Origin of the sequence: Fictibacillus sp. 5RED26 (assembly GCF_015903895.1) — a bacterium.
Taxonomy (GTDB): Bacteria; Bacillota; Bacilli; order Bacillales; family Fictibacillaceae; genus Fictibacillus; species Fictibacillus phosphorivorans.
The window spans coordinates 13,693-35,479 of record NZ_JACZDU010000005.1; the positions used below are offsets into that span (position 1 = coordinate 13,693).

Here is a 21,787-nt window from a genome sequence, read left to right on the forward strand (position 1 = left end):
TGTGGCAGGCAGGCAACCTTCCGCTACAATCAACTTGCTAGAGGAAAAAACATAGTAAAAAAAGCAAAAATCTTACAGATAAGAGTCTTTTCTTTTCTTCATTGAAGAGTTGATAGGAGTGCAAGGTGCGAGACTCCTGCGGGACAGGCGGGCGGGTGAGACACTTATACGTGAAACGTACGAATGTGGCTCACCGCCTGCCCCGCGGAAAGCGAGTACCTGGAACGGAGATCAACCACTATCAAGGACATCGTGAAAACACTGTTTAACATTTTAAGTAGGAGGTAGCAACCATGAACGTTCTTGTAATCGGCAAAGGTGGACGTGAACATGCGCTCGTGTGGAAATTTGCCAACAGCCCGAGTGTCACACAAGTGTTTGCTGCACCAGGAAACCCAGGCATGGCTCAACAAGCAACATGCGTTTCCATCAAAGAAACCAACATCGAAGAGCTTGTCACTTTTGCAAAAACAAACGAAATCGGATTAACTTTCGTGGGCCCTGAAGTGCCTCTACTAGAAGGCATCGTAGATCGTTTCACGGAAGAAGGCCTTGTTATCTTCGGTCCATCTAAAGCGGCAGCAGAGATCGAAGGCTCAAAATCGTTCGCGAAGGACCTTATGAAAAAGTACGACATCCCAACAGCTGCATCAGAAACGTTTACGAATCATGATGAAGCTCTAGCTTACGTTCGAGAAAAAGGCGCACCAATCGTGTTGAAAGCGGACGGGCTTGCCGCAGGTAAAGGTGTCATTGTGGCAATGACCTTAGAAGAAGCGGAAGAGGGTCTACATGAGCTGATGGTAGACAAACGCTTTGGTTCGGCGAGCGAAACGGTTGTTGTTGAAGAATTTCTTGAAGGGGAAGAATTTTCATTAATGTCTTTTGTGCACGATGAAATTTTCCTTCCGATGGAGATCGCTCAAGATCATAAACGTGCCTATGATGGGGATAAGGGTCCGAACACAGGTGGGATGGGGGCATATTCACCTGTTCCTCAAATTTCTGACGCTGATATTCAAAAAGCCATCAAAGAAATCGTTCAGCCAACTGTTGCTGCGATGAAAGAAGAAGGAACTCCTTTTACAGGAATTCTTTATGCAGGCTTAATCTTAACAAAGAATGGGCCGAAAGTGATCGAGTTTAACGCACGCTTTGGTGACCCTGAAACACAAGTGATTCTGCCTCGACTAAAAAACGATCTAGCTGATCTGCTTCTCTCTCTTTTAAACGGCAAAAAGCCGGAACTTCAATGGTCTGAAGAATCCGTCCTAGGTGTTGTTCTTGCATCCGAAGGTTACCCTGTTTCGTCTTCAGAAGCTCAAGAAATCAGTGGGCTAGAAAACATTCAAGGTGATTCAAACGTGTTTCACGCGGGTACGAAAAGAGAAGATGAATCTCTTCTAACGGATGGTGGCCGAGTATTATTGGTAGCCTCTAAAGGACGTTCACTAAATGAAGCTCAGGAGAACGTATATAAAGAAATGAAGAAAATCACGTGCGAAGGCTCATTCTATCGCAAAGATATCGGGTTTCGAGCTATTTCGCACGTCTCTTCTTAATAAACACAAACGAGATGGCGATGATTCCGCCAATCAGCAGAATGTAGAGAAAAGCTGTATCCATTAAATATTCGTAACTCATATGGCTAACCTCCTATATGGAATGTTGAAGGCTGAGGGACAATGGTTAATCAAAACCTTGTTCGTCAGCCTTCATTAATTGGATTTGGATGAGACGTGGCCGAGTCCGTGTTCGGAGCTGCGGTTGCCATGGGTTTGGGTGGTTGTATAATAGACAACGGTTTCCACCGCCGCAAGAGCTGCATCCCAATAAAGATGACAAAACCTGCTATCACGTACGTCACATAAGGAACAGCACTTTGTCCGCCATCTGCGACTTCAAACAATCGTCCTCCGATTGAATTTCCTATCGCTTCTCCTATCCCTGTAAAGACGCTTGCTAATCCAAAGAACATGCCAAGAAACTTAGCAGCCGCAAGTTGTGAGATCGATGTATCCAACGTAGGCATGATCAACATCTCGCCTGTGATAAAGATGATACCGGTAAAAACAAAGAAGAATAAAGTGTTCGCAAAATACAAACTTCCAAGAGCTGATCCGATACAGATTGCCCCTATACCAACAGAAGTGAGGGGATGGATGTTTCGGATAATATTTTTGGTAATGAGCGTTTGAGTCAATATGACCGTGATGCTGTTGATGGTCCAGATGATGCTTATATCTTTTCCGTTAGATAACACATTTTCAGCTCGAAGCGGGAGCACGAGTGCAAACTGTACGTAAAGAGCCCAAACAAAGATGGTAGCGATCACAAAAACGAGGAAGGGAATGTTTTTTAACGCTTGTCGATATTCACTCCACTTTACTTTTCGGCAGTTTTCGTCCCCACAGCCTGCAGGCAAGAAGAACCAGCTGATCACACTTGCTCCTAAATAGATAACAGCGGCGGTGATGAAGATTAGTTTTGAACTTCCTGTAAATAAAGCAAAAACAGTCAATCCTGCAATCGCCATTCCTATGTTGGCAAAGATTCCGCGTAATGAAAAAGCAGTAGATCTCATATCTGCTTGAACGAGAGACGAAATAAATGCTTTTGTGGAAGGTGCATTGAGCCCAAGACCAAGCCCGCTGATCGCAGCAGTTAACAATATGAGTGAATAACTTGAAAAATAAGCGAAACCTATCAGCCCGCCAGCCCGTATTAAAGCACCAAGCGCGATGATAAAACGTCTGCCTGTTCGGTCAGCGAATACGCCTCCGACTACACTTCCTACTTGCATGAAGATCGAGATAACAGCGAGAGTAAACCCAATCTGTGCTGCTGTTAGTCCGGTTTCCACTTTTAACAGGATGGGAAGGACAGGCAAGACAAGATACGAGCCAAGATGGGTAATAAAGACAACGACCAATAGACTGAACAGAGGTCTGTTGCCTTTTAATAAAGAATGAGTGGGCATAGTGCTGCCTCCTTCTTATTATGAAGGGTTGAACGGCGAACCTTCTTCCGCGATGTTACCAAGATCCATGTCGTTCATTTCTTTGCTTTTGTGAAGAAGGTCAGTCACTGGGCAGTAGCGAACGATTCCTTCTGCTACTTTCATCGCACCCATTAAAATCATAAGGATGTATGACTCTTTGTAAGGTTTTCTTGTCAGTTTTGCTGTATAAACAGAAAGCAGTGTCAGACCTGCAATAATACGAATCATGCTATTAACTAATCCAATATTTTGTCTCATTGTGATACTCCTTTCAATTTTCACCAATTTGCTTAGCGAATATGGTATTCTTGAAAAAACGAAATTTTCAGAGAGAAGACAGGTGATCCAACATGAACCAACACATTGCTTTTTGGACTAAAGCGCAAATGCGCAAACAAGTGGCCGTCATTCAAGGTGAATTGGCACCGTCGCTTGTCTTAACAAACGCTACTTATTTGAACACAGCTCTAAAAAAATGGGTAAAAGCAAACATATGGATTCTTCAAGACCGCATCGTCTATGTAGGCGAAAAGATGCCTGAACATACAACAGGAACGGAAATCACAGATCTAGAAGGTAAGTTTGTTGTGCCGGGATACATTGAACCTCATTGTCATCCGTTTCAACTTTATAATCCCCAGTCGCTCTCGCGATATGCATTGCAGCGTGGAACGTCTGTATTTTTAGCCGATAACTTTATGCTGCTTTTTGAAATGAATATTTCGAAAGCGCTTTCTTTTATGGAGGACGTGAACGATCTGCCTTCTAATTTCTTTTGGTGGTGCCGTTATGACGCACAAACTGAGCTCTTGGAAGAAGAGAATTATTTTTCGGAAAAAAGCGTGAGACAGCTGCTTGAAAGCCCCTATGTTCTTCAAGGTGGTGAATTAACGAGCTGGCCACGTGTTCTGCATGGCGATGATACGCTTTTGCATTGGATGCTGAAGACGAAGAAAGCGGGTAAGAAGATCGAGGGACATCTGCCAGGAGCTTCTGAGAAAACATTAACCGCGATGACGTTGCTCGGTGTGGATTGTGATCATGAAGCGATGACAGGTACAGAAGTGATGGACCGATTGAATGCTGGGCTTCAAGTATCGCTTCGTTATTCTTCCATTCGTCCTGATCTGCCGAAATTATTGCGTCAGATGAAAGAAGAAGGTATCACGAACTATGAACGAATCTTTATGACGACTGACGGTTCCACACCTGCTTTTTATGAAGAAGGAGTTACTGATAAGATGCTGCAGATCGCACTGGAAGCAGGGCTTGATCCAGTGGATGCGTATATGATGGTCTCTTATAACGTGGCTAGATATTATGGTCTGGATCACCTCTTTGGCATGGTTGCCGCAGGGCGGGTCGCTCATCTGAATATTTTAGATGATGTAACAAATCCGCTGCCTGAATCTGTTTTGGCAAAAGGAAAATGGATGAAACGTGACGGTAAGGATGTTAGTGACGATCGTGACTTTCAATTTGATTGGGAAGGTCATGGCATCAAAAAAAGAGAGATCACATGGGACCTCCAAGACGAGGATTTTCAGTTTTCAGGTCTCGTTGGAATAGAAATGTACAATAGTGTCATCACACGGCCATATAATGTATCGATCAATCCTTTTTCTGAAGAGATTAACGGAGAATCAGACGAGTGTTTCTTAATGCTAATCGATAAAGAAGGAAAGTGGAGAATCAATACAGTCGTAAAGGGTTTTGCGAAAAATCTGTATGGATTTGCGAGCTCGTATTCCAATACGGGAGATCTTTTGATCATCGGAAAAAGCAAAAAAGATATGGCTGTGGCGTTCGAGCGCTTGAAAGAAGTCGGCGGAGGCATCGTTCTTGCAGAGAGAGGCGAGATCGTCGCTGAGATAAAACTTCCTTTAGCGGGAGGAATGTCGAATCTTAGTATAGAAGAACTAGTGGTAGAAGAGAAAAGATTAACGAGTGCATTAAGAGAAAGAGGCTATCAATACGAAGATCCGATCTACTCGCTATTGTTTTTCTCATCCACACACTTGCCATACATCCGCATTACGCAAAGAGGCATTTACGATGTAAAAAAGAAAGGGTTACTCTTTCCTTCGATTATGCGTTAATATAGAAAAGGATTGGGCAAAATAATACGATACAAAGGTAGTGAGCCCAATGAAAAAGTGGTACGTCATCTTGATGTCGATCATGATGGTATTAACGCTGTCTGCATGTAAAGGCGCAAGAGATAAAGTATTAGAAGAAGGTAAAGTAGATAAAGCTGAAGCGACGGATTCAAAAAAAGAGGAGTTTTCTTCTATTTATCCACTCACTGGTTTGGGAACGAATGAAGAGGTAGATCATCGTGCGGTTTCGGTCATGGTGAACAACCATCCGAAAGCACGACCGCAATCTGGACTTCATAAAGCTGATATCGTTTACGAAGTATTAGCTGAGGGAGAACTTACACGCTTCTTGGCAATCTTCCAAAGTGAGATGCCAGAAGTAGTAGGACCGGTTCGAAGCGCGAGAGATTATTACATTGAGCTCTCACGTGGCTACCATGCACTATTCGTGGCACACGGATTCAGTCCTGAAGCGAAAGAGATTCTCGATAGCGGGACGATTGATCACCTGAACGGAATGGAGTACGATGGTGTTCTGTTTAATCGGGCTGATTTTAGAAAAGCGCCTCACAACTCTTACATCACTTATGAAAATATTCAAAAAGGGATGGAGAAGATCGGCGCTGAGCAATCAGATGATCTGGATATGCTTTCATTTTTAACAATTGAGAGTGCTAAAGCTATAGAAGGTACGCCTGCAAACGAGATTCAGATTTCTTATCCAGGTGGGGAAACAGTAGGATTCACGTACTCTATTAAGAAGAAGACGTACGCGAGAAGCAGCAACAATGAACCAACGATAGATCGTGAAACCGAAACACCCATTACGGTTAGCAATGTATTCATTGTTGAAGCGGCACACCGGGTAATCGATGATGCCGGCAGACGAGAGATCAATTTAACGTCAGGCGGAGATGCGATTCTGATTCAGAATGGTGTCGCACAAAACATTTCGTGGAAAAACGAAGATGGAAGAATCGTTCCGGACGGTGGAGCGTTTGTTCCAGGAAAGACATGGATTAACATTGTACCGGGTGGAATGAAAGATTCGGTTAAGATGCAATAAAAAGGAGTGCATGTTTCATGCAAATTGATAAATTACGAGGAAAAGCATTAGATCAGCTTTTTGAATCGGTTTTGTCGCTAAAAGATATGGAAGAATGCTATCGATTCTTTGATGATCTTTGTACGATGAACGAGATTCAATCTTTGGCACAGCGACTTGAAGTGGCGCGCATGCTTCGTGAAGGAAAAACCTATCACAAGATCGAGAGTGAAACAGGAGCGAGCACGGCGACCATCTCGCGTGTAAAACGTTGTTTGAACTTTGGTAACGACGCATACGCGATGGTCCTTGACCGCGTTCATGAAGAGGAAGAAGCGAAATAATGAGCCGAAAACCTGCCTGAGTGGTGGGTTTTTTTGTTCATTTTGAGGGTCGTGCAGCGGGATGAGTTTTGGGTTTGTCGATAAATGTCGAGGATTGTAGACTCGTGGATAAACTGTAAAAACTTTAGGATTCAACGCTAAAACTCGTGGATTGAGCAGCCAAACTCGTGGATTGAGAGCAAAAACTTTAGGATTCAGGCTGAGCACAGTAGTTTTCCTACTCTGTAAACCTCAAATTGTAAGCTTGGCGGCTGCCAAGCACCTATATATACTTAAAATATTGACAGAAATCACATTACAATTTATATTTGTATGTACAAACAACATTAACGATGTAAAAGAGGTGCTAAAATGCCCGAAAAGTATCTAGAAAACTGTTTATATTTTACCGTAAACAAGCTTTCTCGCGTTATTTCCAAAATGGCTGAGGAATCGTTTAGACCAACAGGAATTACACCTACTCATGGCTTTATGATGATGCTCGTAAACGACAAACCGGGAATCTCTCAATCGGAATTAGCAGAAGAACTTCACATGACACCGAGTACGATCACAAGATTCGTGGACAAGCTTGTTGTTAAGGGACTTGCAGAGCGTAAGGTGCAGGGGAAGATGTCACACATCCATCCAACACAAGCTGGAATTGAGATCCAAACAGATCTCGAAAAAGCATGGAAAGATCTTTATCGAACGTACTCCGATCTTTTAGGAGAAGAAGAAGGAAAAGCACTCACAAAAGCAACACATCTAGCAGGAGGGCAGCTCGAATCATAATTGAGCTCTCTTCTTTATCATTTAAGTTGTTTGTACAAGCAAATGTTATTTTATTAGTTTAAGGCTACTTTTCTGCAGCATTTGTTGCTTTTAAATCTTTATATCCTCGTCATTGCAAGTTGATTGTAACGCAAGGTTGCCGACTCCTACGGGACGAGCGGTTAGGTGGAGACTCCTAAAGGTGCATAGCGGCAGGAGGCTCACCGTACGCCCCGTGGAAAGCGAGCGACCTGGAGTGTAAATCAACTAATTACACAAGCTTCAATGCAAACGAAAAACAGCCTAATAAAGGAGACTCACACAAATGAAAAAAACACTCGTCATTATCGCACATCCTCATCTACAGAATTCTACAGTAAATAAAAGATGGGCAGAGAAAATAGAAGAACAAGATCATGTTACGGTTCGAAAACTTTATGACCTGTATCCAGATGGGAAAGTGAACGTTGACGAAGAACAACGTATGCTGTTGCAGCACGATCGAATCGTTCTTCAATTTCCGTTCTATTGGTACAGCTCACCTTCTCTATTAAAAGAATGGCAAGATCAAGTGCTAGCGTTCGGCTGGGCATACGGGCCAGGTGGCGACGCACTTCATGGAAAAGAATTAGTACTGGCGATCTCAACAGGCGGACCAGACTTCTCTTATCAAGCGGGAGGCTACAACCACTATACGATGAGCGAACTGCTTCGTCCGTTCCAAGCGACATCTAATTTAATCGGAACGCGTTATATCACGCCATTCGTCTTCCATAGTGCGATTCGCGCGTCAGAGGAAGCCGTTGAACAAAGCGCGCAGAACTATGTCTCATACGTTTTGAATCCTGAAATTTAATGAAATTCATTTTTCATCAAGCTCATTTGGACTTGGTCGCGGCAGTTTCCGCGAATCCATTCTGCCTGACGGACTACGCCTTCCGCTTGGAAGCCTAGTCGGCGGGCGAGCTTGATGCTTTTTTCATTTTGAACCGCAGCCCGCAGCTCAACGCGATTGAGCATCAACGTGTAATAGGCATACATCAACATTCCTTTTACCGCGCGCTGTGCGATTCCATGACCTTCGAATCCAGACCCTACCCAATAACCTAGCATACCTGACTGGTTGTGCCACTTAATATCATATAGAGCAACAGATCCTGCTACTTGTCCTCGATACCATATAAAAAGAACAACGTCTGTTTGTTCTTTCATCTTTTTGTTCACTGTTTTAATAAACTGCCGCATCTCACCGCTAGATTGAGTATAATCGACCCAGCTGATCCACGGTCCAAGATGTTGACGTGATTTTTCTAACAAACTATAGATGTTTTCGGATTCTTTAACGTCTGCTTGTTTTAGCATGATTTCGTCGTCGATATGCCACATAAGCATAGCTATTCCTCCTAAAAAGCAGTATGAACTTCACAATCTTTCCACATGATGAATCATAGAGTGAGAACCTTATTTTTGTTATAATGCAGAAGTACAGAACTGGCTTGTTAAAATAGCAAGCACGGGTGTTTCTAAACATGAAAGGAAGAACACAATGTTTGATTATCAAAAATGGAAGCATGTGTTTAAGCTAGACCCAGATAAAGAGATCAGTGACAGTGACCTTGAACGGATCTGTGAGAGCGGAACGGACGCTGTTATCGTAGGGGGATCTAGTGGCGTAACGCTTGATAATACGTTAGACCTTATGTCACGTATCCGTAGATATGCGGTTCCTTGTGTGCTTGAAGTATCTAATATCGAATCACTTACACCAGGGTTCGATTTTTACTATATTCCTACCGTATTAAATGCAAAGGATGCTAACTTCATTACGGGGCTTCATACAGAAGCATTAAAAGAATTTGGCGACATCATGAACTGGGAAGAGATTCTTACAGAAGGATATTGCATCTTAAATCCAGATTGTGCGGCTGCTGAACGTTCGAGTGCCGACACAGATCTCTCGGCAGATGATGTTGTAGCATATGCCCGCTTGGCCGAAAAAATGTTTAAGCTTCCGATCTTTTATTTGGAATACAGCGGCACGTATGGTGATGTTGATATCGTTCGCCAAGTAAAAGGAGTACTTGAAAACACGACTCTTTATTATGGAGGCGGCATTCATTCGGCTGAACAAGCAAAAGAGATGTCAGAGTTCGCGGATACAGTTGTCGTTGGGAACGTTATTTATGACAACTTAAATGCTGCGATTGAAACAGTTGAAGCGGTTAAGGGTAAAAGTTGATAAAATCTCAAAAATGAGTAAGAATAAAAATAAGAATATATGTTCGGGCGGTGAATGAAGAATGAGTATGCAACAAATGATTGAAAAGCTATTATCAGGATTGAATCCTGAGCAGAGAGCTGCAGTAAAACATACAGACGGGCCGTTGTTATTGATGGCTGGAGCGGGAAGCGGTAAGACGAGAGTATTAACACATCGTATCGCTTATTTAATGATGGAAAAAGAAGTGGCACCATGGAACATTCTTGCGATCACGTTTACAAATAAAGCAGCACGAGAGATGAAAGAAAGGGTCGCGAAGATTACAGGACCAGTAGCAGAAGAAATCTGGATCTCTACGTTCCACTCCATGTGCGTACGAATTTTACGCCGTGATATCGATCGAATCGGAATCAACCGTAACTTTACGATCTTAGATGCGACAGATCAATTGTCTGTTGTAAAAGCCGTATTGAAAGATCTGAACTATGATCCGAAAAAATACGAACCTCGCGGAATATTAAGCGCGATTTCCTCTTTAAAGAACGAACTAAAAACAGCAGCAGATTTTGCAAAAGTGGCGAACGGGCACTTTGAAGGTGTTGTTCAAGAAGTTTATGAAGGCTATGAAAAGCGACTGCGCAAGAACCAGGCGTTAGATTTTGATGATCTGATCATGACGACGATCCAACTTTTCGCAAAAGTACCTGAAGTACTCGAGTTCTATCAACGCAAGTTTCAATATATTCATGTTGATGAGTATCAAGATACGAACAGAGCGCAGTATATGCTCGTGAAGATGCTTGCTGATCGATTCCGCAACCTTTGTGTTGTAGGGGACTCGGATCAGTCGATCTATGGCTGGCGTGGAGCGGATATCGCAAACATCCTATCGTTTGAAAAAGACTATAACGATGCTGAAGTTATCCTTTTAGAGCAAAACTATCGTTCTACAAAAAAGATTCTTCAAGCAGCTAATAAAGTCATCGAAAACAACATGAACCGTAAGCCAAAGAATCTTTGGACAGATAATACGGATGGAGCTAGCATCACGTATTACCAAGGTGATGATGAGCAAGGTGAGAGCTATTACGTAACAGGTAAGATTCGTGAAGCTGTTTCATCAGGCAAACGTTCGTATAATGACATCGCGATTCTTTACCGTACAAATGCTCAATCTCGTGTAATTGAGGAAGTTTTGATCAAGTCCAACATTCCGTACAATATCGTCGGAGGCACAAAGTTCTATGACAGAAAAGAGATAAAAGACATCTTAGCGTATCTTCGATTAATTTCGAATCCGGACGATGATATTTCTCTTCAGCGTATCGTTAATGTACCGAAGCGCGGGATCGGTGCGTCTTCTATGGATAAAGTGGCACAGTATGCAGCAAACAATGATCTCTCCATGTATCAAGCCCTTCAAGAAGTGGAGCAGATCGGTCTTAGTGCTCGTGCAACGAACTCTTTAAGAGAGTTCTCTGAGTTTGTAACGAACTGGACGCGTCAGCAGGAATTTCTTTCTGTGACCGAACTAACAGAAGAAGTGCTTAGCAAGACGGGCTATCGTGATGCGCTAAAAGCAGAGAAAACGATCGAAGCACAAAGCCGTTTAGAGAACATCGACGAGTTTATTTCAGTTACACAAGACTTTGAAAAGAAACAAGATGATAAATCATTGATCGCCTTCTTAACTGATCTGGCACTTGTTGCAGACATCGATAAGCTCGATGAAGATGCAGCAGATGACAAGCCAAAAGAATCTGTTGTTCTGATGACGCTTCACTCTGCAAAAGGTCTAGAGTTTCCGATGGTCTTCTTGATGGGTCTAGAAGAAGGGGTATTCCCGCATAGCCGTGCTCTTTTTGAAGAAAATGAGATGGAAGAAGAACGTCGTCTGGCGTACGTTGGGATCACACGTGCAGAAGAAGAGTTATTCTTAACGAATGCTAGAATGCGCACCCTTTATGGACGTACGACGACGAATCCGGAATCGCGTTTTATCGCTGAGATTCCAGAAGATCTTATCGAGACAGAAGTAAAAGAAAAGCCATCTGTACCGTGGGGAGCAAGTGCTCGCTCAGGTGGAGGATCAACGCCATCGTTCATGGCACCGAAAAAGAAAATGGTTACACCTGTCTATCAATCTTCTGGTGGGGAGAAACTGGAGTGGAGAGTAGGCGACAAAGTCAAACACCGTAAGTGGGAAACAGGAACGGTTGTAAGTATGCGAGGTTCAGGAGATTCAATGGAACTCGACATCGCGTTTCCACAGCCTGTAGGTGTGAAAAGACTGCTTGCTAAATTTGCCCCGATTGAAAAAGCGTAAGAAAAGAAGGAGTGGAACGGGTTGAACGAAGAACAAGCGAAGGAACGCATCCTGGAACTCCGGGAAATGCTAGAAAAATATAATTACGAATATCATGTACTAGATAAGCCGTCGGTACCTGATGCTGAATATGATCAGCTTATGAAAGAGCTGATTGAACTTGAAAACAATCATCCAGAACTTCATGACGAGCACTCGCCTACCTCACGTGTAGGCGGTGCTGTTTTGGACTTTTTTGAAAAAGTGGACCATACCGTACCGATGCTGAGTCTCGGCAATGCCTTTAATGATCAAGATCTGCGAGATTTTGACCGCCGTGTTAGAGATGGAGTAGGTTCGAACGTATCGTATGTAGCTGAACTTAAAATCGACGGTCTAGCTGTATCCCTCACGTATCAAGATGGTCGTTTTGTTCGTGGAGCTACACGCGGAGACGGCACAATCGGTGAAGATATAACGAATAATTTAAAAACGATCCGGTCTATTCCATTCAAGTTAAAAGAAGATGTGATGCTTGAAGTTCGAGGAGAGGCATTCATGCCGAAAAAATCCTTCCAAAAGCTCAATGCACACCGAGAAGAAGAAGGACAAGAGCTTTTTGCGAATCCACGAAATGCTGCAGCGGGTTCTCTACGTCAACTTGATCCAAAGATTGCAGCGAGCCGTAACCTCGATATTTTTGTTTATGGTGTAGGAAAGCTTGAGGGTCATTCAGTTGATTCGCACGACGAAAGCTTAACGTACTTAAACCACTTAGGTTTTAAAACGAACTCGGAGTGGAAGAAATGCGCGAACATCGATGAAGTGATTGAATATGTGAACAGCTGGCAGGAAAAGCGTTCAGACCTTCCATATGAGATCGATGGGATCGTAATTAAGGTGAACTCTCTGTATCAGCAAGAGGAACTAGGATTTACGGCGAAGAACCCGCGTTGGGCGATTGCCTATAAGTTCCCTGCTGAAGAAGTGGTAACAAAGCTAGAAGGTATCGAGTTGAACGTCGGGCGTACGGGTGTTGTAACACCAACCGCGTTGCTTCAGCCTGTGTTAGTTGCGGGAACGACGGTAAAGCGTGCTTCGTTACATAATGAAGACTTGATTCGTGAAAAAGACATCAAGCTAGGCGACTATGTTGTGGTTAAAAAAGCCGGTGACATCATTCCTGAAGTCGTAAATGTAATCACGGAGCGCCGAACTGGTGATGAGATCGATTTTAATATGCCAACCGAGTGTCCAGAGTGCGACAGCAAGCTAGAGCGTTTGGACGGGGAAGTAGCACTGCGTTGTTTAAACCCGCAATGTCCGGCACAGATTCGAGAAGGATTCATTCACTTTGTATCGCGAAACGCCATGAACATTGATGGACTCGGTGAAAAAGTAGTCGCACAGCTATTCAAAGAAAAATTAATACAAAACTTTGCCGATTTGTTTAAGCTAGAGCGCGAGAAACTGTTAGAATTAGAGCGTATGGGTGAGAAGTCGGTAGATAACTTGCTTGCAGCAATTGAAAAGTCGAAAGAAAATTCATTAGAGCGTCTTCTGTTTGGGCTAGGCATTCGTCACGTTGGAGCGAAAGCGGCGAAGACGATCGCGCAGCGTTTTGAAAATATGGATGGTTTGATGAGTGCTTCTAAAGAAGAGCTTTTAGCTGTTGAAGAGATCGGTGAAAAGATGGCTGACTCTATCCTGCTTTATTTTTCAAAGCCAGAAGTGCACGAACTCGTAGCTGAACTTAAGACCCTAGGCATGAACATGGAATACAAAGGTCCGAAGCTTGTAAAAGTGGAAGATCTTGATACTCCTTTTGCAGGGAAAACAGTCGTGTTAACAGGTAAACTATCTATCTTGACTCGTAATGATGCAAAGGAACAATTGGAACGCTTAGGAGCGAAAGTGACAGGAAGCGTGAGTAAGAATACAGATATGCTGATCGCAGGAGAAGATGCTGGATCTAAGCTTGATAAAGCAAAGACGCTAGGCATTGAGATTTGGGATGAGCAAAAATTGGTGGACGAGCTAAACAAATAAGATTGGCGAGAGCTAACCAACAAACTAGAGGAGTGTCCGTGATGATGAAACGGGTTGGGCTCCTTTTCTTAAGTACTTTACTGCTTTTGACCGGCTGCTGGGGTGGCGATGAGCTGGAAAAAGAAGAAAAGATCGTGCAAGAAAAGGGCAAAAAAGATGAGAAAGCGATTATAACTGGGGAGATTAATACTGGTGAAAAGTACTACCGAAGTATTTTTCCGTTCGAACCAGGTGGTGCTCGTGGTGTAATTCGTTATGGCGTTGATAACCGGCTTGATATCAACGAGTTTGAGATGGGATTAATGCGCATCGCTCAAGACACATTCAGTACAGACAAGTACTTTTTCCAAGAAGGACAATTTCTGAATGAGCCTACGGTTACGAACTGGCTGAAGAGATCAGATGAAGAACCAGGAAAGAGCAAGAGTGAGCTAGACCAAACAGGATTGAATCCTAAGCTAGGTGTAAAAGTTGACGAAGGTGACCCAGGGTTTAAAGATAAGATGCTAGAAGCAAACAAAAACAATCCTAAGTATCTTTCTTATGTTCTTGAACACAATTATCTCGTTCAGAGTGGCGATGGTAAAGTAAAGCTTGGCGGTGTGGTAGTAGGTTTATCCTTTAACTCCACGTACTATTATGACGTTAACCAACAAGGCTTGATCTATCCTGGTGAAGTGAAGCTCCAGCGTGAAAAAGTGAAACAAGAAGCACAGAAAATAGCAGGACAAGTGGCAAGCCGATTGCGCACAGATTCAAAGCTTAAAGATGTGCCGATTGTATTTGCTCTCTATCAAGAAGAAGAACGTGATTCTGTAACGCCTGGAAACTTCTTTGCGTCAGGCGTTGTGAAAAAAGGAAGCAGCTCAGTAAGTTCATGGGAAGACGTAGATGAAGATTATGTGCTGTTCCCTTCAGACTCAGCTTCAAAAAAGAAGCGAAGTGACTACGAAAAGTTTACTTCTTTCAAATCAAAGGTTCAGGAGTATTTCCCTAACTATATCGGGGTAATCGGGAAAGGGTACTATAAAGACGGCAACCTAGAGCGATTGACGCTTGAGATTCCTGTTCAGTTCCGCGGTAAAGCGGAAATCATCTCCTTCACCCAGTTCGTCGCGACGTCCGCACTAGGCGAGCTACCGAACGTGCCGGTAGAAGTATATATCGGGTCAGCGGTTGATCAACCAGAGGCGCTCATCGTGAAGGACGAAACAACACAAGAAGAACCATTCGTGCATATTTATCGTAAATAAGGATTTTAGAAAGCCCACTACCGTTATGGTTAGTGGGCTTTTGTATTTTGTTTCGTTGTAGTAATAACTTTAGCTTTTGAAGGACAAGTTGATAGGAGCGCAAGGTGCGAGACTCCTGGGGGATCAGCGGGACAGGTGAGACCCCGCCAACGCAAAACGGTAGGGTGGCTCACCGCACGCCCCCCGGAAAGCGAGCAACCTGGAGCGGAAATCTACCACTTCCAAAAGCTTCTTTGTTATTTGGAAAAATATACTTCAAGAAGAACATAGAATTCATAATTATTCGCCCATCTCCTACGAAAATCACATAAACTCATACAAAACCTTATTAATCATTCAACATAAAGAAAAAAGATGCACAAAGTGGGCTTATCCCTTGAAAATAAAGAATTCTGACTATTATCAGTTTGTTTGAACAAACCGCTATGTTCATGTAGAATGAACGTGGGAAACCGAATAATGAAAACGCTTTAATAGGAGGGGAATTTATTATGACACGTGAATACCGTCATGAACCATTTATGGATTTTTCAGTTCCTGCAAACAAGGAAGCTTACGAAGCAGGGTTAAAAGTAATTAACTCAAAGCTTGGTACAGAGTTTCCGCTTGTTATCGGCAGTGAAAAGATCACGACAGACGAAAAGATTGTTTCTATAAATCCAGCTAACAAAGAAGAAGTGATTGGATCTGTTTCCAAAGCGACTCAAGATCATGCTGAGCAAGCGATGCAAGCTGCATTAACAGCTTTCGAATCTTGGAAAAAGTGGGATCCTGAACACCGCGCGAACATTTTGTTCCGTGCAGCAGCGATCATCCGCCGCCGTAAATATGAATTCTCCGCTATGCTTACAAAAGAAGCAGGTAAGCCATGGAAAGAAGCTGACGCTGATACAGCTGAAGCGATCGACTTTTTAGAATACTATGCACGCCAAGCGATCAAGCTTAAAGCTGGACAACCAGTTGTAAGCCGTGACGGCGAAATTAATAAATTTAGCTATATCCCACTTGGAGTAGGTATCGTTATCTCTCCATTCAACTTCCCGTTTGCGATCATGGCAGGTACTGCAGCAGCGGCGTTCGTTACAGGTAACACAGTATTGTTGAAACCAGCGAACTCAACGCCAGTTATCGCAGCAATGTTCGTACAAGTGATGGAAGAAGCAGGACTTCCTGCAGGCGTACTTAACTTCGTTCCTGGTAGCGGTGCAGAAATCGGTGACTACCTAGTAGATCACCCGAAAACTCGCTTCGTATCATTCACAGGTTCTCGTGAAGTAGGTTGCCGTATCTATGAGCGCGCAGCAAAAGTACACCCTGGCCAAATCTGGTTGAAGCGTGTAATCGCTGAAATGGGCGGAAAAGACACAGTTGTTGTTGACCGTGATGCTGATCTTGAATTAGCAGCAAGCTCGATCGTTTACTCTGCGTTCGGATTCTCTGGACAAAAATGTTCTGCTGGATCTCGTGCCGTTATCCACCAAGACGTTTACGACGAAGTTTTAGAAAAAGCAGTAGCGCTTACTAAAACATTAACGATGGGTAGCCCTGAAGAAGTTGGCACTTACATGGGGCCGGTAATCGACCAAGCTTCTTTCAACAAGATCATGAAGTACATTGAAATCGGAAAAGAAGAAGGCCGTCTGATGACTGGTGGAGAAGGCGACGACTCTAAAGGTTACTTCATCCAGCCTACAATCTTTGCTGATGTAGATGAAAAAGCTCGTCTGATGCAAGAAGAGATCTTCGGACCAGTTGTAGCGGTATGTAAAGCACGTGACTTCGATCACATGATGGAAATCGCAAACAACACTGATTACGGTCTAACAGGTGCACTTCTTTCTAACAACCGTGAGCACATCGAGCGCGCACGTGAAGAGTTCCACGTAGGTAACTTCTACATCAACCGTGGATGTACAGGTGCAATCGTTGGATACCAGCCTTTCGGCGGATTCAACATGTCTGGTACTGACTCAAAAGCGGGTGGCCCAGACTACCTAACACTTCACATGCAAGCAAAAACAACTTCAGAAACACTATAATTTTTGAAATTGAGCCCTTTCTCGCCTGAGAAAGGGTTTTTTTGTTCTGTGAGAATCTTCGTTTATAAGTCTTCAACAAAATTTATAAGTCTTGAAAAAATTTTATAAGTCTTCAAATTTTTTTATAAGTCCTCAAAAAAATTTATAAGTCTTCACACAACATGCAAACAAAAAAATGGATTGTACACGTCGCTTCAGGAGAAGTTAATCGTATACCGATATGGAAGCAGGTGTGAAGATGTCAAAAGAAAAGAGCAAAAGAAAGTCGATTTGGATGAAACGTTGCCTCATCAAATCAGTTCGCCTGATTTTAAAGGTACAGGTATGAAGATGCAAGCGCCGTTTGTAAACGAGCATGGTGTGGTAATCGGAGATAGCCTTTACGACTCGTCCAATTCTCCTCTCAACAACTGGAGTACAGACACAGATCCAGAAGTGATGGCAGGGGATGAGTGGGTGCATCCGACGAACGATATCGGCTGGAACACGAACATGAACCGCGACCTGATCGAAAAGAAAGCACCCCCGAAAGAAGGCATGCTTCGCCATCCAACGAAAGACTCGAGCTACGGAAAAGATTAAGACATCTGGTTTTTCTTACCGGATGTTTTTTCTTTTATGCTGAGAGCCCACTATAGTAAGATGAGAGTAATGATGAGGGAGGTAACACACATGGCATATTTTGCAGCAATTTTACATATGGAAAAACCAGAGCTCAATCAAGAGTTCCGTCAGGCTCACCTCGACTACCTAGCAGAGCTTGTTGCACAAGATAAAGTTCATCTAAAAGGACCATTCTTAGACGGAGCAGGCGGTATGGTCATTTATAAAGCTGAGTCATTAGACGAGGCGAAACAATTAGCGGAAGAAGATCCTTACGTAAAAGAAGGAGTACGCCGTTTAGAGCTTCATGAGTGGGGAATCTAAAGTATTTAGTATCAATAACGGAAGAATCTACCAAAAAGTAGATTCTTTTTTCTGTTTGAGAGCTATTTATGTGGCGTAAGTGATGCCTTCAAGTGAAAGCGGTGCGATCTTAGGTGGTTACACGCGTCACGACGGTGCTCACAGCACTTTTTCAGGTGGTAACTCGATACTCTCAGATGGAAACAGCCTATTCACCGGTGAACGCGTAAAAAAAATAAAAGCACGTACCGTAAAACGAGCGCACATGCCGCAACTAAACCCACAAATCCCACAAAAATAACTCAATTTCGTGAATGTTCCGTCCTCAAGTTGCTTATACAGCAAGCTTTTTGTTATCATCAGAATAATACTTTTCGTATAGAAAGTCTTGGAGGTGGCGAGCTTGTCTCGAATTTCGAAAGATCAAGTGAAGCACGTGGCGCATTTAGCCAGGTTAGCGGTTACGGAGGAAGAAGCCGAATTGCTGACTGAACAATTAGATAAGATTATCGGGTTTGCTGAAGAACTGAACGAACTCGATACAGATAACGTGGAGCCGACTACACACGTTCTGGAGCTGAAGAATATCCTTCGCAAAGACGAAGTAAGAAATTCTGTTTCAGTGGATGAGGCGATGAAAAATGCGCCTTCAGAAAGAGATGGCCAGTTTAAAGTTCCGAACATTTTGGAGTAGGAGGAAAGACCACGTATGTCGATTTTAGATAAAAAGATCTCAGAACTTCATCAGTTATTACATACAAAAGAATTGAGTGTAACTGACATTGTGGATGCGACGTTTGATCGCATTCATCAAGTAGATGGTAAAGTAAAAGCGTTTTTAACACTTAATGAAGAATACAGCCGAATCAAGGCTAAACAATTAGATGAGAAGCTTGTTTCCGGTGCTGACAGAGGACTGCTCTTTGGTATGCCGATCGGTATCAAAGATAACATCGTAACAAAAGGGATTCGTACAACATGTGCGTCTCGCATTTTAGAGAACTTTGAACCGATCTATGATGCAACCGTTGTGGAACGCTTGAATCAAGCGGACACGATTACGATCGGAAAATTGAACATGGATGAATTTGCGATGGGGTCATCAAACGAGAACTCCGGATTCCATCCAACTCACAACCCGTGGGATCTTTCTTGTGTACCAGGAGGTTCATCCGGCGCGTCTGCAGCATCCGTATCAGCGGGAGAAGTTCTTTTCTCACTAGGTTCTGATACAGGTGGCTCGATACGTCAGCCTGCTGCTTTCTGTGGTGTTGTTGGATTGAAGCCAACTTACGGACTCGTATCTCGTTACGGCTTAGTCGCGTTTGCGTCTTCACTGGATCAAATTGGTCCTGTAACGCGTAACGTCGAAGACAATGCATACTTGCTGCAAGCCATTGCAGGGAACGACCCGATGGATTCAACTTCTGCAAAAGTGGATATCCCAGATTACCTGGCTTCTTTTACAGGTGATGTAAAAGGATTGAAGATTGCGGTTCCAAAAGAATACTTAGGTGAAGGTGTAGAGCCTGGCGTAAAAGAGCGCGTGATGGAAGCTCTAAGAATACTTGAAGGACTTGGAGCGACATGGGAAGAAGTATCTCTGCCGCATTCTCGTTATGCCCTTGCAACGTACTACTTGCTGTCATCATCTGAAGCTTCTGCTAACCTTTCACGCTTTGATGGCGTTCGTTACGGACTGCGTTCAGATAACAGCGAGAACTTGATCGAGATGTACAAGCAGTCTAGAAGCGAAGGCTTTGGTGAGGAAGTAAAACGTCGCATCATGCTTGGAACGTTTGCGTTAAGCTCTGGATACTACGATGCTTATTATAAAAAAGCACAAAAAGTTCGTACGCTGATAAAAGAAGACTTTACGAACATTTTTGAAAAATACGATGTAATCATCGGACCAACAACGCCATCTGCTTCGTTTAAATGTGGATCGATGACGAAAGATCCGTTAACGATGTACATGAACGATATTCTAACGATTCCGGTTAACTTAGCTGGTGTGCCTGCGATCTCTGTCCCTTGTGGATTCTCAGATGGACTGCCGATTGGACTTCAGATCATCGGAAAGCATTTTGATGAGAGCACGATTTATCGCGTAGCACATGCGTTTGAACAAGCAACAGATCATCACACAGAAAAGCCGAAGCTGTAGGGGGTGCAGAAAATGAGCGAATTTGAAACGATAATTGGATTAGAAGTACACGTTGAATTAAAAACGAACACTAAGATTTTCTGCGGCTGTTCTACAAACTTTGGTGCACCGCCGAACACGAATGTATGTCCGATCTGCTTAGGCCATCCTGGCGTGTTGCCTGTAGTGAACCAGCAAGCTGTAGATTTTTCAATGCGTGCCGCACTTGCTCTTAACTGTGAAATCAATAAAGAAACAAAATTTGACCGCAAAAACTACTTTTATCCAGACAATCCGAAAGCTTATCAAGTGTCACAGTTTGATAAGCCGATCGGTGAACACGGCTGGATTGAGATCGAAGTTGGCGGAAAGAAAAAGAAAATCGGTATTACGCGTATCCATATGGAAGAGGATGCAGGTAAGTTGACTCATACAGCAGACGGATCACTTGTCGATTTAAACCGTCAAGGAACGCCGCTTGTAGAGATCGTCTCTGAGCCAGATATTCGTACGCCTGAAGAAGCTTACGCGTATTTAGAAAAGCTTAAAGCGATCATTCAATATACAGGTGTATCTGACTGTAAGATGGAAGAAGGTTCGTTGCGCTGTGACGCGAACATCTCGATCCGTCCGGTTGGTCAAGAGAAGTTCGGAACAAAGGCAGAGCTTAAAAACTTGAACTCGTTTGCTTTCGTACAAAAAGGATTAGAGCATGAAGAGAAGCGTCAGCGTGAAGTGGTTTCAGCTGGAGGAGAGATTCTTCAAGAGACTCGCCGCTATGACGAAGCGACGAAAACGACAATCCTCATGCGTGTAAAAGAAGGATCCGACGACTATCGTTACTTCCCAGAGCCTGATCTAGTATCCATTTTTATCGATGAAGAATGGATGGATCGTGTGAAAGCGGACATTCCAGAACTTCCGGATGCTCGTCAAAAGCGTTATGTCGGTGACTTCGGATTACCTGAATATGACGCAAAAGTATTAACGATGACAAAAGAGATGGCTGATTTCTTTGAAGCGACAATCACAGCTGGTGCAGATGCGAAGCAAGCATCCAACTGGATTATGGGTGAAGTGAGTGCTTACTTAAACAACGAAAATAAAGAGTTAGACCAGACTGCTCTAACTGCTGAAGGTCTTGCTGGCATGATTAAGCTGATCGCAGACGGAACGATCTCTAACAAGATCGCGAAGACGGTCTTCAAAGAGTTGATCGAGAACGGTGGCGACGCAGAGAAAATCGTTAAAGAAAAAGGTCTCGTGCAGATCTCAGACGAAGGAGCAATCCGCGAAATCGTTGTGAAGATCCTTGATGCGAACGAGCAATCTGTTGCGGATTATAAAGATGGAAAAGAAAAAGCAGTCGGATTCCTTGTTGGACAAGTGATGAAAGAAACTAAAGGGAAAGCAAACCCTCCACTTGTAAACAAGCTGATTGTGGAAGAACTTAAAAAGAGATAGATTTTGTATTCAAAAAGGGTAAGGCGACCTAGTCAATTGAGGTTGCCTTACCCTTTAATAGTTTCTTGGAATGAGTTCTTCAGACGGTGGGTGTATCGGGTTACAGTGCAGTTCTAAAACAAATCTACTTTGAATTACTGTATTTCATTCTCAACTTTGACA

Annotated in this window: 21 protein-coding genes; 17 read left to right on the forward strand and 4 right to left on the reverse strand. The window is 43.3% G+C overall.

What is annotated here, in order from left to right; genetic code table 11:
* Positions 1–293: 293 nt before the first annotated feature.
* Positions 294–1,562, forward strand: a complete 1,269-nt coding sequence (purD, locus tag IHV10_RS16920) for a phosphoribosylamine--glycine ligase (RefSeq protein ID WP_197132219.1) — start codon at positions 294–296, stop codon at positions 1,560–1,562.
* Here purD and IHV10_RS23135 read toward each other — a convergent pair.
* From IHV10_RS23135 to IHV10_RS16930, 3 genes are all read right to left on the reverse strand, one after another.
* Positions 1,540–1,644 carry an EYxxD motif small membrane protein gene (locus tag IHV10_RS23135; protein ID WP_328086095.1) on the reverse strand — a complete coding sequence of 35 codons (105 nt, stop codon included), beginning with the start codon at positions 1,642–1,644 and terminating at the stop codon, positions 1,540–1,542. The two genes, purD and IHV10_RS23135, sit on opposite strands and share 23 nt — an antisense overlap.
* Before the next feature lie 64 nt (positions 1,645–1,708).
* Positions 1,709–2,980 (reverse strand): MFS transporter, encoded by a 1,272-nt coding sequence (locus IHV10_RS16925; protein ID WP_197132222.1) that lies wholly within the window; start codon positions 2,978–2,980, stop codon positions 1,709–1,711.
* An 18-nt stretch (positions 2,981–2,998) separates the two neighbouring features.
* Positions 2,999–3,259 carry a YgaP family membrane protein gene (locus IHV10_RS16930; RefSeq protein WP_082861228.1) on the reverse strand — a complete coding sequence of 87 codons (261 nt, stop codon included), beginning with the start codon at positions 3,257–3,259 and terminating at the stop codon, positions 2,999–3,001.
* A 92-nt stretch (positions 3,260–3,351) separates the two neighbouring features.
* On the opposite strand from IHV10_RS16930, the gene IHV10_RS16935 reads away from it, so the two are divergent.
* The 5 genes from IHV10_RS16935 (at position 3,352) to IHV10_RS16955 (ending at position 8,098) form a co-directional block, all read left to right on the forward strand.
* The gene (locus IHV10_RS16935) at positions 3,352–5,100 is read left to right on the forward strand and encodes an adenine deaminase C-terminal domain-containing protein (protein WP_197132225.1); all 1,749 of its coding nucleotides are present in this window, start codon (positions 3,352–3,354) and stop codon (positions 5,098–5,100) included.
* Positions 5,101–5,149: 49 nt separating this feature from the next.
* Positions 5,150–6,166, forward strand: coding sequence for a DUF3048 domain-containing protein (locus IHV10_RS16940; RefSeq protein ID WP_197132228.1), 1,017 nt, complete (start codon positions 5,150–5,152; stop codon positions 6,164–6,166).
* Between the two features lie 17 nt (positions 6,167–6,183).
* Positions 6,184–6,489: a YerC/YecD family TrpR-related protein gene (locus tag IHV10_RS16945; protein ID WP_066242834.1), complete on the forward strand. Its 306-nt coding sequence runs from the start codon at positions 6,184–6,186 to the stop codon at positions 6,487–6,489.
* A gap of 351 nt (positions 6,490–6,840) precedes the next feature.
* The gene (locus tag IHV10_RS16950; protein WP_197132231.1) at positions 6,841–7,263 is read left to right on the forward strand and encodes a MarR family winged helix-turn-helix transcriptional regulator; all 423 of its coding nucleotides are present in this window, start codon (positions 6,841–6,843) and stop codon (positions 7,261–7,263) included.
* Between the two features lie 304 nt (positions 7,264–7,567).
* Positions 7,568–8,098, forward strand: coding sequence for an NAD(P)H-dependent oxidoreductase (locus IHV10_RS16955; RefSeq protein WP_197132234.1), 531 nt, complete (start codon positions 7,568–7,570; stop codon positions 8,096–8,098).
* On the opposite strand, the gene IHV10_RS16960 is transcribed toward IHV10_RS16955, so the two are convergent.
* Positions 8,095–8,634, reverse strand: coding sequence for a GNAT family N-acetyltransferase (locus IHV10_RS16960; RefSeq protein ID WP_197132237.1), 540 nt, complete (start codon positions 8,632–8,634; stop codon positions 8,095–8,097). The two genes, IHV10_RS16955 and IHV10_RS16960, sit on opposite strands and share 4 nt — an antisense overlap.
* Before the next feature lie 154 nt (positions 8,635–8,788).
* On the opposite strand from IHV10_RS16960, the gene IHV10_RS16965 reads away from it, so the two are divergent.
* The 11 genes from IHV10_RS16965 (at position 8,789) to gatB (ending at position 21,625) form a co-directional block, all read left to right on the forward strand.
* Complete coding sequence (locus tag IHV10_RS16965; RefSeq protein ID WP_197132240.1) at positions 8,789–9,481, forward strand: heptaprenylglyceryl phosphate synthase; 693 nt, start codon at positions 8,789–8,791, stop codon at positions 9,479–9,481.
* Between the two features lie 67 nt (positions 9,482–9,548).
* Entirely contained in the window at positions 9,549–11,789 is a 2,241-nt protein-coding gene (gene pcrA, locus IHV10_RS16970; RefSeq protein WP_197132679.1) for a DNA helicase PcrA, read from the forward strand.
* Between the two features lie 21 nt (positions 11,790–11,810).
* Positions 11,811–13,817, forward strand: a complete 2,007-nt coding sequence (ligA, locus tag IHV10_RS16975) for an NAD-dependent DNA ligase LigA (RefSeq protein WP_197132243.1) — start codon at positions 11,811–11,813, stop codon at positions 13,815–13,817.
* A gap of 41 nt (positions 13,818–13,858) precedes the next feature.
* Positions 13,859–15,070, forward strand: coding sequence for a CamS family sex pheromone protein (locus IHV10_RS16980; protein WP_197132246.1), 1,212 nt, complete (start codon positions 13,859–13,861; stop codon positions 15,068–15,070).
* Positions 15,071–15,561: 491 nt separating this feature from the next.
* Positions 15,562–17,109, forward strand: coding sequence for an L-glutamate gamma-semialdehyde dehydrogenase (gene pruA, locus IHV10_RS16985; protein WP_197132249.1), 1,548 nt, complete (start codon positions 15,562–15,564; stop codon positions 17,107–17,109).
* A 270-nt stretch (positions 17,110–17,379) separates the two neighbouring features.
* Positions 17,380–17,691: a DUF3905 domain-containing protein gene (locus tag IHV10_RS16990; RefSeq protein WP_255552047.1), complete on the forward strand. Its 312-nt coding sequence runs from the start codon at positions 17,380–17,382 to the stop codon at positions 17,689–17,691.
* 90 nt (positions 17,692–17,781) lie between these two features.
* On the forward strand, positions 17,782–18,036 hold the full coding sequence (locus tag IHV10_RS16995; protein WP_197132252.1) for a YciI family protein: 255 nt from the start codon (positions 17,782–17,784) through the stop codon (positions 18,034–18,036).
* An 82-nt stretch (positions 18,037–18,118) separates the two neighbouring features.
* A complete protein-coding gene (locus tag IHV10_RS17000; protein ID WP_197132254.1) occupies positions 18,119–18,316 on the forward strand; it encodes a hypothetical protein in 198 nt (65 codons plus the stop codon).
* A gap of 102 nt (positions 18,317–18,418) precedes the next feature.
* Complete coding sequence (gene gatC, locus IHV10_RS17005; RefSeq protein WP_066390841.1) at positions 18,419–18,709, forward strand: Asp-tRNA(Asn)/Glu-tRNA(Gln) amidotransferase subunit GatC; 291 nt, start codon at positions 18,419–18,421, stop codon at positions 18,707–18,709.
* Positions 18,710–18,724: 15 nt separating this feature from the next.
* Positions 18,725–20,182, forward strand: a complete 1,458-nt coding sequence (gene gatA / locus IHV10_RS17010) for an Asp-tRNA(Asn)/Glu-tRNA(Gln) amidotransferase subunit GatA (RefSeq protein ID WP_197132256.1) — start codon at positions 18,725–18,727, stop codon at positions 20,180–20,182.
* 12 nt (positions 20,183–20,194) lie between these two features.
* Positions 20,195–21,625 (forward strand): Asp-tRNA(Asn)/Glu-tRNA(Gln) amidotransferase subunit GatB, encoded by a 1,431-nt coding sequence (gene gatB / locus IHV10_RS17015; protein WP_197132258.1) that lies wholly within the window; start codon positions 20,195–20,197, stop codon positions 21,623–21,625.
* Positions 21,626–21,787 lie beyond the last annotated feature (162 nt).